The organism is Allorhodopirellula heiligendammensis (assembly GCF_007860105.1).
GTDB classification, from domain to species: Bacteria; Planctomycetota; Planctomycetia; order Pirellulales; family Pirellulaceae; genus Rhodopirellula; species Rhodopirellula heiligendammensis.
Genome location: NZ_SJPU01000002.1, coordinates 549,412 through 558,655, shown reverse-complemented (window position 1 = coordinate 558,655; position 9,244 = coordinate 549,412). Strand labels below are relative to the sequence as shown.

The 9,244-nt window shown below is 53.9% G+C and carries 10 protein-coding genes; 5 read left to right on the top strand and 5 right to left on the bottom strand.

What is annotated here, in order from left to right; all coding sequences use genetic code 11:
• The 5 genes from Poly21_RS12450 to Poly21_RS12430 all read left to right on the top strand — a co-directional run.
• Positions 1 to 405, top strand: a 405-nt coding sequence (locus Poly21_RS12450) for a hypothetical protein (RefSeq protein WP_302118781.1), incomplete at its 5' end; no start/stop codon positions are given.
• A gap of 32 nt (positions 406 to 437) precedes the next feature.
• Positions 438 to 1,094, top strand: a complete 657-nt coding sequence (locus Poly21_RS12445; RefSeq protein ID WP_146407345.1) for a response regulator transcription factor — start codon at positions 438 to 440, stop codon at positions 1,092 to 1,094.
• On the top strand, positions 1,084 to 1,449 hold the full coding sequence (locus tag Poly21_RS12440; RefSeq protein ID WP_146407344.1) for a sensor histidine kinase N-terminal domain-containing protein: 366 nt from the start codon (positions 1,084 to 1,086) through the stop codon (positions 1,447 to 1,449). The genes Poly21_RS12445 and Poly21_RS12440 overlap by 11 nt, the downstream gene beginning before the upstream one ends.
• Before the next feature lie 44 nt (positions 1,450 to 1,493).
• The gene (locus Poly21_RS12435) at positions 1,494 to 2,465 is read left to right on the top strand and encodes a sensor histidine kinase (protein ID WP_146407343.1); all 972 of its coding nucleotides are present in this window, start codon (positions 1,494 to 1,496) and stop codon (positions 2,463 to 2,465) included.
• A gap of 695 nt (positions 2,466 to 3,160) precedes the next feature.
• A complete protein-coding gene (locus Poly21_RS12430) occupies positions 3,161 to 3,820 on the top strand; it encodes a nucleotidyltransferase domain-containing protein (protein WP_302118780.1) in 660 nt (219 codons plus the stop codon).
• Here Poly21_RS12430 and Poly21_RS12425 read toward each other — a convergent pair.
• The 5 genes from Poly21_RS12425 to Poly21_RS12405 all read right to left on the bottom strand — a co-directional run bounded on the left by Poly21_RS12425 (position 3,774) and on the right by Poly21_RS12405 (position 9,163).
• A complete protein-coding gene (locus tag Poly21_RS12425; protein WP_302118779.1) occupies positions 3,774 to 4,364 on the bottom strand; it encodes an AlkZ-related protein in 591 nt (196 codons plus the stop codon). The genes Poly21_RS12430 and Poly21_RS12425 overlap by 47 nt on opposite strands.
• A gap of 248 nt (positions 4,365 to 4,612) precedes the next feature.
• A complete protein-coding gene (locus Poly21_RS12420; protein WP_436967510.1) occupies positions 4,613 to 5,782 on the bottom strand; it encodes an ARPP-2 domain-containing protein in 1,170 nt (389 codons plus the stop codon).
• Positions 5,783 to 5,795: 13 nt separating this feature from the next.
• Positions 5,796 to 7,289: a vWA domain-containing protein gene (locus tag Poly21_RS12415; protein WP_302118777.1), complete on the bottom strand. Its 1,494-nt coding sequence runs from the start codon at positions 7,287 to 7,289 to the stop codon at positions 5,796 to 5,798.
• A gap of 164 nt (positions 7,290 to 7,453) precedes the next feature.
• Positions 7,454 to 8,374, bottom strand: coding sequence for a methyltransferase family protein (locus Poly21_RS12410; protein WP_146407340.1), 921 nt, complete (start codon positions 8,372 to 8,374; stop codon positions 7,454 to 7,456).
• Positions 8,375 to 8,398: 24 nt separating this feature from the next.
• On the bottom strand, positions 8,399 to 9,163 hold the full coding sequence (locus Poly21_RS12405) for a hypothetical protein (RefSeq protein ID WP_302118776.1): 765 nt from the start codon (positions 9,161 to 9,163) through the stop codon (positions 8,399 to 8,401).
• Positions 9,164 to 9,244: the final 81 nt, after the last annotated feature.

Sequence of the window (9,244 nt, the reverse complement as noted above, 5' to 3'; positions counted from 1 at the left end):
GGACATGTACGTTCCTGCAAAGAAGATGTGAGAATTCTCTTTGAAGGATGGCATGTCCACACTTTTTTATCCATCCGTCGTAACTTCCGCGACTTCAAACCCGGCGCACGCTTTAGTCGGATGAGCCATTTTTCAGTTCAACGAATTCGGCTCTATCGCGTCGTGAACGGGAATCGTGTCCAGTTTGGGGTGAGCGAGAAGATCCCGATCAAATCCTACGAATGGTACAGACTTCGAGTGGAACACCGTGGCCTCATCGTGAAGGTATATCTCGACGGTGAGGCGTTCATTATCGAGCAAGATCAACATTTTTTTCGAGGAGGGCGGGTGGGACTCTGGACGCAAACCGACGCCGTCACGTTCTTTGATGATTTTGACGTGGAAGCATTGGAAGAGTGGAATTGATTGCCGTTCAGCGGTTCGGGAGGATGTGAAGCGTGAGATTATTGTTGATCGAAGATGACAACGACTTGTCAGAAGTGACCGCAAGAGCATTGCGTGAGTATGAGTTCTCTGTGGAGGTGGCGTATGATGGTGCGATGGGCGTACACAAAGCGCAGAATGAAGAATATGACTTAATCATGCTCGATCTGATGCTGCCAATCATGGGCGGCACTGACGTTCTCAGAACGTTGCGAGAAACCATGCCAACTCCTGTTCTCATCCTCACCGCGCGAGATGCGACTGAAAGTAAGATTGAAGGGCTGAATCTCGGGGCTGATGACTACCTCACAAAGCCCTTCGACCTGGATGAATTGATTGCGCGAGTTCGCGCACTGATACGTCGCTCGGCAAGTAAGCCGGCACCGGTCATTCAGATCGGCGATATTGAAGTCAATAGCGTGTCACGTGAAGTTTATAAACAGGGAATGCTTGTGCCCCTCACCGCAAAAGAGTACGCCATCCTGCATCTATTGCTGATCCGCCGTGGCGAACTGGTAACGCGCGGTATGATCTATGATCGAGTCTATGGCGAGCAAGACAATACGCTCTCTAACGTAGTCGACGTCTATATTGCGAATCTCCGCAAGAGACTTGGATCTAATCTGATCGAGACACGACGCGGGGAGGGCTACATCATCCGTGCTGTTTAGGTCCATCCGCTGGAGAATTCTGGCTTGGTATACGCTCGTCGTCACCGTCGTGACGTCGTTGGCCTACCTGCTCGCCTATGTCAACGTCTCGCATTCGGTTACCCGCGAAACCGACTACCTGCTTGAACAGCAGGCACTGGAACTCGCGTCCTCGCTTACACCTACTTTAGACGGGAAGTTTGTTTTTGAGATGCGTCCAGAGCAAAGCCGGCCCTTCCGGCAAGAGGAAGATCATGCCCCCTATTATCGAATCTGGAACCAAGAACAAGGGAGGTCGACAGTTCGAGTCCCGGCCTGGATATTCCGTATCCTAGCTCGATCGGTGGCCGCTTCCGTGATGGCTGTCGGGAATTAAGCGTCGCTGGGCCGGCGGAATCCATCGTTCTCGTCGGGCGAAGCATGTCCCGCGAGTATCATCAGTTACGCCAACTCGCAACGACGGGAGTGTTTGTAGGGCTCGTCGCACTACTGGTCTCGCTCGCCGGCGGTTGGCTCATAGCGGGCAAGGCGTTGGCGCCAATCGGACGCATCAGCAGGGCCGCGGCTGCGATTTCGGCGTCAAATCTATCCGAACGAATCGACGTGTCTTGCATGGAAGTCGAGCTTTCTGATCTCTCTTGTATGATTAATGGCGCATTCGATCGTTTGCAGAGATCATTCAATCGACAGACGCGCTTTACGGCGGACGCTTCGCACGAAATGCGAACGCCAATTTCAACCATCCTGGCCCAGTCTCAATTGGCGCTAAAGCGCCCGAGATCTGATCGTGAGTATCAAGAAGCCCTGGAGGTGATTGCCCGTGCGGCAACTCGAATGAAGGGGGTCGTCGATGGCTTGCTCACGTTTGCACGCGTGGATGCAAATCAACTATCTCTCAATATCGAGCTAGTAGATCTCAGCGGTATCGCGAGGGATGCCTGCGACCTGCTAACGACGCTTGTCGAACAACAACGACTGACGCTCACTGTGAATCTGACGCCCGTGCTGGTCATGGGCGATCGAAATCGGCTCGGAGAGGCAGTCGTTAACCTGATATCAAATGCAGTCAACTATAATCAAACGGGTGGAGCGATAGAGGTGACGGTAGCGGAGGCATCCGGTTTGGCGAAGCTTGTCGTGGCGGATACTGGGTACGGTATTCCGGAATCGGACCAACCACATGTTTTTGAGCGGTTCTATCAAGTCGATCAGGCACGTTCGTTCGTGACCGGCCGAGGTAGTGGCTTAGGACTGGCGATTACCAAGTGGATTGCGGAAGCTCACGGCGGCACGGTGGTGCTTCAAGAAAGCCAAGAAGGAAGCGGATCAGTGTTCGTTTTCACAACAAAGGCCGTAGGCCCAAACGCCCTGGGCAAAAAAGTTGACAGATAAATCGCGAATCTCACCGCAGGTGGGTACGACGATGTCGAACCGATGGCACAATATGGAGAACCTACGGACGTCAATTTGCAAAAGCGTATGGAAACAAAAAAGAGCCTCACCCTCCGAACATCTTGCTGTGAGGCGACTGGAATCAGCCTCCTGGAGGAGGCACATCGCTTCGGCGAGACACAAACTCTCTGCTACTCTTACTGTTGCCGGATTTCCAAGGCTTTTTGCCCTCGATGATCAACATCGTCCACCCACTTTTGACACTGCATGAAGTGGTGACGCGGCAGGAACTGTCGCAGCAGATTCGCTACCTCAAGGCGGAGAACGAAATCCTTTGCTCCAAGTAACCCGGCTTCCCAGTGCAACAGAATAGCGTTGAGCTCAATCAGTGATTGGAACGTACTCGGGCGCCCTCCGAATCGACGTTGAATGTCTCGCGAAAGATGCCAACATGCGTTGGACAGTTTCTGGCGTAACCGCTTGCTCCAACAAACAGAATCCATCTTGCTGAAGACTTTGGTCTTTCATTCGCCTTCTCCCTAGTAGTCATCTCGCCAGTACCCGCCAAGTCACGGACTCGAGACCAAACGCGGACAACAGCGCCCCCGGATCCATCCCCGGTCAATGGTCAATGACAAGCCAATGCAACGAACGCACGAACCCGCCACGCACGGAATGCCTCAATTCCTTACAATTTGAGATTTCCATACCTGCGCGGCGTACACCTGCTGCCGCTTGTGACCGTCGTCGGTCTCGATGAAGGCGAGCAAACCGTTGAAAAAGAAGGCCTGTATGATGGCCTGGAAATCGATCTCGTCACCCACGACGCGGCAAAGTTCTTTGGCTTAATGCTTCGTCGCAATGGTTACGTGCTTGAGCAGATCTTTTCACCGCTTGTGGTGTTCGCCACACCCGAGCATGACGAACTCAAGTCCATCGCAGCCGACGGCATCACACAGCATCACGCTCATCACTACCTCGGCTTCACGGCGAGGCAGTGGAAACTGTTCGCCAAGGATTCACCGCCGCGCGTCAAGCCGCTGCTGTACGTCTATCGTGTGCTGCTGACTGGCATCCATCTGATGCGGACCGGCCAAGTCGAAGCCAACCTCGTCACCTTAAGCGAAACCGCCAAGCTCAGTTATCTCGACGACCTCATCGCCCAAAAGCAAACCGGACCCGAGAAAGGAACGCTTCAAGCTGCCGATCTGGATTTCCACACCCGAGAATACGAGCGACTCACCTCCGAACTCGAGTCGGCCTACGAAGCCAGCAAACTTCCCGAGATGCCGTCGGCACACGCCGCACTCAACGATCTGCTCGTCCGTCTTTGGCTGGCTCGTTCGATGAGTTGATCTCGTATCGGTTGACCAAGTCCAAGTGCACCTCTCGCATGCTCAGCCAAAAATCATTCTTCAGTGACGGATCGTTGGAGCGAACGATGTTGAGACTGATCTGTAGTTTCTTGATCGCGGTGTCAAACTGGCTCTTCGTGCAACCGAATTGTTCAATGGCTCGCTTTCGCAGTAGCCCGGTGAACGCAGGCTCCAAACGAATGAACTCGTAGACTTGCTGCGCAAGTTCATCCAGATCGCTTACCGGCTTAAACGAGGCCGGGTAATGCGTTTCGCGGAAGTATTGCATTTCCATCATCACCGCATCGCCACCTTTAATCTTTCCGTAGTAGACCAATTCAGGGTAGGTCTGCGGAATGCGGGTTTTCCAGTCCCAAACAGCCATGACTTTCGGGCTCCATCCCCCCGCCTTCGGCTTTTTTTCAGAGAGTGCCGTATTGTCCCACAGCGATGGGTGTGGTGAGCCTTTGCTGCCGAATATCGTGCAAACCTTACGGTCCATCACGAACTGAAAGGCTTCTTCAAATGTTTTTATTATCTGCATTCCCGTTCGTCTGTGTTCATGATTTGAGTTGCGTTGTGACCGAAAGTAGGTATCCAGAGACGCACCCGCCGCTGATAGTCATCGTCCGCCTCACCAAAACGCGACTTCAGGTCCGCCTCTTCTACCGGACGCATCGCGTAGTTGCCCCATTTGGGCAATGCAACGCAAGGCCTGGAAGCGACTTTTGCGAGCCTTTGCTAGATACCACACGCACCCCAAGCATCGCCACATGCGAAAAGGAGGCGTCGCTACTTCAATATTCGTTTCTCCGTAGCACGCGCTCCGTCCAGGACATGTTGATGCAGCAGATACCCGAAGCCCGCGTTTTCAAGCCGCAGGACCAATTCACTTTTTCTACAACCCAGTGCCGCCGCGCACTGCTCAAGATCCCAGCCATGGTCCGCCAATTGGCTCAGCAGGTAGGCTCGCCGCGTTTGCGTCGATGACATTCGGTAGGTTTTCAAGTATTGTAACGTCCCATCGTCTGCGTAAATTGCCTCGCCGATATGGTTCTCTTTAGCTGGATCTAGATCCGTGATAAACCGCTCAAGGTTAAATGGCTTGAACCGACATACTTGTTCGCTGTGGTAATTCCGTTCCGACAGAGCAGGCGACATCATTTCGTTGATCCCATTCCAACGCTCACGTAGCCGATCGACTTCACGTCGCAGATCTGCTGTGTTGTTGATCGAATCGACATCAATTGGATCAGGCGACACCACGGTCTCGGTTGCCCACAAACCATAGTGCCAGATCAGCTCGCCGTAGAAATCAGAGAGCAGTGTGTGGTGCAAAGATGCGTAGTCATCTGGATGAGGCAATACAAACGCCGAAGCCAACGCCTCCGCGACAAAGACGAGCATGCCAACTTGGTTATCGTGAACCTCAAACAAACGCAGCGCGTCCTCGAGTCCGGCAATCTCTTCACCCGGTACCACGAATTCACTGCGCGGCGAAAGTCCCCGACGCATAACCGATTCCGAATACTCCGTCCAAGCAATATCAGGGCCACCGAAGTGCAGTGCGAGCAGACCTTCCATCGCAACGTGCAACGGCATGAAACGCAGTCGGTGACGGCCCTCACGACGCGTCATCTTTCGCAATCCCAACTTCTTAAGACCACGAGCGGTGATGTACTGGCCATACGACTTTCCATCTTTCGTTTTTCCCGACTGCGACATTTGTGATCCGAAGACCGCACCACCATCGGCTGTCCAGTTCGCCACCAATCCGTGAGGCACATAGGCAGTATGAATCGATTTAGGATTGACTTCAACAAACCCGAAATCTTCGGAATGCGCCCTGCGAGATAAGCGAAGGTCATTTCGGCTTTCTTGGCGAATGAGCGGAACCAACCGAATGCCACCGAGTACTTGAGGCGGCGCCATTGCAAGACCTGAAAGGCTCAGCCCGGTCATTGTTCGCCGTCGGTCACTCATCCATGCCTCCAATCAAGTCGTCGGTCAACCTTCCTAAGTATTCCTCCAATTGCGTCTGCGACGCCTCACCTGATGCAAACTTTGCGAAACCCATCGACGCACCGAGATCCTCCGCATCGCGTAGGCCGATCGTATTCAATGCGTTGCCAAGTGGCTTCGGTGAGAAGTGATCAGGATCGAACACAGGATTTGCATGGATGAAGGCAATAGGATGAGCACGTGACAAACGTTCTCGATAAGCAAAGACGATCTGGCCGCACGCATCGACCGGAGCGTTCTCAAAACCGTCCGAAATGATCACGATGTTATCGGGCCGCCACTCGATGGCGAGTAGAAGTGGTGTCGCAAGATCTGTTTGCCCACCCGATTCGAACAGAAACACATGGTCCTCATTCGTGGTGGTGTCGGTCGCTTCGTTTCGCGAAGGCGTCCAGAACGCCCGCATTTCATCGGTACTCTGGCCGATTAAATAGTGGATGGCAATGGCGACTGCGAGCGGTCTCAGTCGCTTTTCTCGCGAGCCGCACGTCGATCGACTTCGGTCAAGCACGATGGCGACCTTTCCTAACTGAATCGGTCTTTTTCGCAACACACGCCTAGCCGATGCGCGAAGCAAGTCATGGAATTCGAGTGCGCGGGATCTGCGTTCATCATCCGGCAGTGAAAGAACGTACAAAGCAAGCTTTGTTAGGGGCATACGAGAGAGGTCGACGCCCGGCGTCGCTACACCCAGCCGCGCGGCCGCTGATTGCACACGCTGCTTCTCGGCATGCGTCATTTGCCGTTGGATTTTACGCAAGAATTCAACGCGTGGAATTCTGTGACGAGCCGCGAAGCCCTCTGCGATCGAAAATGGCAACTCATAGATTGCTTGCTTGGCGTAATGGGCACGAAGAAACGCATCGTACAGAGGCGTCTCAAAATGTTTTTGATCCTTCAGCAAAAATATGAAACGCCCCGTCTCCCCATTGAGCTCGAGATGAGCGTGACGTGCAACAGCGCGCAACTTGCTGCGGTACTTCACTGCATCAAACGCAGGGTCGTTTCGTCGTTTCAAGTAGTCACGTACGACTGCGCGGGTCCGACGATTGTTGATTTTGAGTTTTCGTAGACTGGCGAACAATGCGAAGACGCGATTGGCGGGCAAACTACGCAGCGTCACCGCAATCAGCCTACCTTCCTCGGCTCGATCCACTGGATTTTCCGGTGCACCGATCGCGAGCAACTTCATCACGATTCTCGCCCGATTGAAGTCGTTGACTCCAGCCGCCAAGACACGCCGATAGACGGTTCGATAATTTGCCAGAACGTAGCCGTGCAGGAAGTCAATCGAAACCTTGCCGCTTTGCCGACTGGAATAGTGTTCGGTCTGACCGGTCGACGCGAAACACGCATTGGTAAACATCACGAGGTCTTCACGCTCACTCGCTTCTCTTTGTGCGGCGTATACGTCGTCTCGGTTTTGTTTTGTGATCTGCTCGGACATTGCGGGCTCAAGAAGAATGGCTCGTCCGGGGAATAATATGAAACAACGAGCTCTTCAGCTTCATAGGCTAATGCGGAAGTTGCCTCAAAGTCCCACGGACGAGCCGATGCTATTGTAGCTTAGGTGTGCCATTCTGACGAAGACTACGCATCGGCACAAAAGGTTCAGCCTTCCCTCCTCAAACAAGGTCTCGGAAACCATAGGCTGACAGTTTTGCAGTATCGCCGATAGTCGTCGCCGAATCGTCCAGCGAGGTCGAGCTCCTCAACCGGACGCACCACGACGTGCCAAAACACGGCACCGGCCAGCGAATAGACCATCACCGCGTAGCTGCCCAGGTACCAACCGACCGCGAGGCTTTGCAGGATGCCCGCGACCGCCATGGGGTTTCGCACGAATTGGTACGGTCCCGCGATCACCAACCGACGTGCCGTTGCGGTCGGCAAAGGCGTTCCGTTGCCGTGTGTCGCCATCGTGATGCCACTCCATAGGCCAAGGCACGACGCCATGGCAAACAGCCCGATCGAAGCGGGTGATTGAAACGCGTGCCCGAACCCGTCGATGCCGCAGTAGCGTTCCAGTTCAACGATCCCCATCGGCAGAACCCATAGGAACACGCTCCAAAAGATCATGGTCTGTCCCAGTGTCCAAAGCACCGCCGCCGGTCGATTCATCGCAGTCACGCGAATTGTTGCTGCCGATTGATCGACTGTGCCATGAATCGTCGCCATCGCCAGCGACAACCCCGCCATGCTGACCATCATCGCCGATGCGATCCAAGCCTCACCCGTTTGCATGCTCGTCGCCAGGCACACCAGCGTCGGATACAACGTCACCACGGCAACCGCCCACACTACGTCGCCTGCCCAACATGATCGCCGCAAGACTCCGGTCGCCGCGATGATCGAGCCCGCAATGATCAACACGAAGTCGGCAAGCCAAAACGACAACAGCGATTCCGACGGCCAATCGATCGGCTGAAACCACTTGACGCTCGGAGGGTACGCATTCAACAACATCCACCAAGCGGCCGTGCCGGTGGCTTGGATGAGAAAATAGCTCGCGACGATTTGCCTGGGGTGCATGTGGACTATCAAAGAAGATTTGTCTTAATCGATCTCGGAGTAGGATCGGGTTGGTTCCCAGTTACCCTCACCGAGAAATTGCCTAACTCGATCACCCAGTGAAACGCCGCAAAACTGCCGGAAAGCCGCATCCCCGGCATCTGCGTAGTGTGCCGCATTGAGTACCGGAGATACCTGCTTTGGGTAATCTGACATGAAGTTGCGGAAAAGAACTTGAGCGAGGTGGTAGCTAAGTGCCTGGCCTTCATCCGGTGAAAAGAAGGAATCTCCCGACCAGAATGCGTCGATCATTTCCCGAGTCCAATACGCTCGGTGGCGACGCACCATATGGTGGTCTGTAATGAAGTATGAGCTGCCAACGACTAAGTCTTCCATCACCTGTGTTATGCCTTCGTTTAGCCAAAGCGGCAGTGGCAAATGCCGGAGCAAATTGTGATTCAATTCGTGGGCGATGACCCGTTCATGGTCACTGCCATAAGCGAGACAGATCGCAAAGTGACCATATCCTTGGTCGAGAAAGATTCCTCCTGAGGGTGCGAAGTCACCTTCTTCCGGATAGAAATCCGAAACATAGTCGTAGTAGCTTTCGGCATCTGCAAACGCAAGTACCACATGCTTGCCGTAGCCTTCGTCGCGAGCAACATTCGGAAGCGTTTCAAGGATGGTTCGGCGTGCGTGCTCGCAACTTGCCAGCAATCGACTGTAAAGTCGAGCATCATTTCTTGCTAACAACGCAAAGTTATGGGATTCGGTGACTAAGTAGCTATCACCCAGCGTCTCTCGAAGCATTCCCAGCCACTGGCGAGCCAACTGGGTCCAGCCTTCGTCAAGTTGTTCGGGCGGAACATTCTTATCAACCCAATCCCAAAC

Bases quoted from the DNA above. Each gene is read 5' to 3' on its own strand.
- Poly21_RS12435 (WP_146407343.1), top strand. From the start codon at position 1,494: ATGTCCCGCGAGTATCATCAGTTACGCCAACTCGCAACGACGGGAGTG.
- Poly21_RS12425 (WP_302118779.1), bottom strand. From the start codon at position 4,364: ATGCAGATAATAAAAACATTTGAAGAAGCCTTTCAGTTCGTGATGGAC.
- Poly21_RS12415 (WP_302118777.1), bottom strand. From the start codon at position 7,289: ATGTCCGAGCAGATCACAAAACAAAACCGAGACGACGTATACGCCGCA.
- Poly21_RS12420 (WP_436967510.1), bottom strand. From the start codon at position 5,782: ATGACCGGGCTGAGCCTTTCAGGTCTTGCAATGGCGCCGCCTCAAGTA.
- Poly21_RS12410 (WP_146407340.1), bottom strand. From the start codon at position 8,374: ATGCACCCCAGGCAAATCGTCGCGAGCTATTTTCTCATCCAAGCCACC.
- Poly21_RS12405 (WP_302118776.1), bottom strand. From the start codon at position 9,163: ATGCTTCGAGAGACGCTGGGTGATAGCTACTTAGTCACCGAATCCCAT.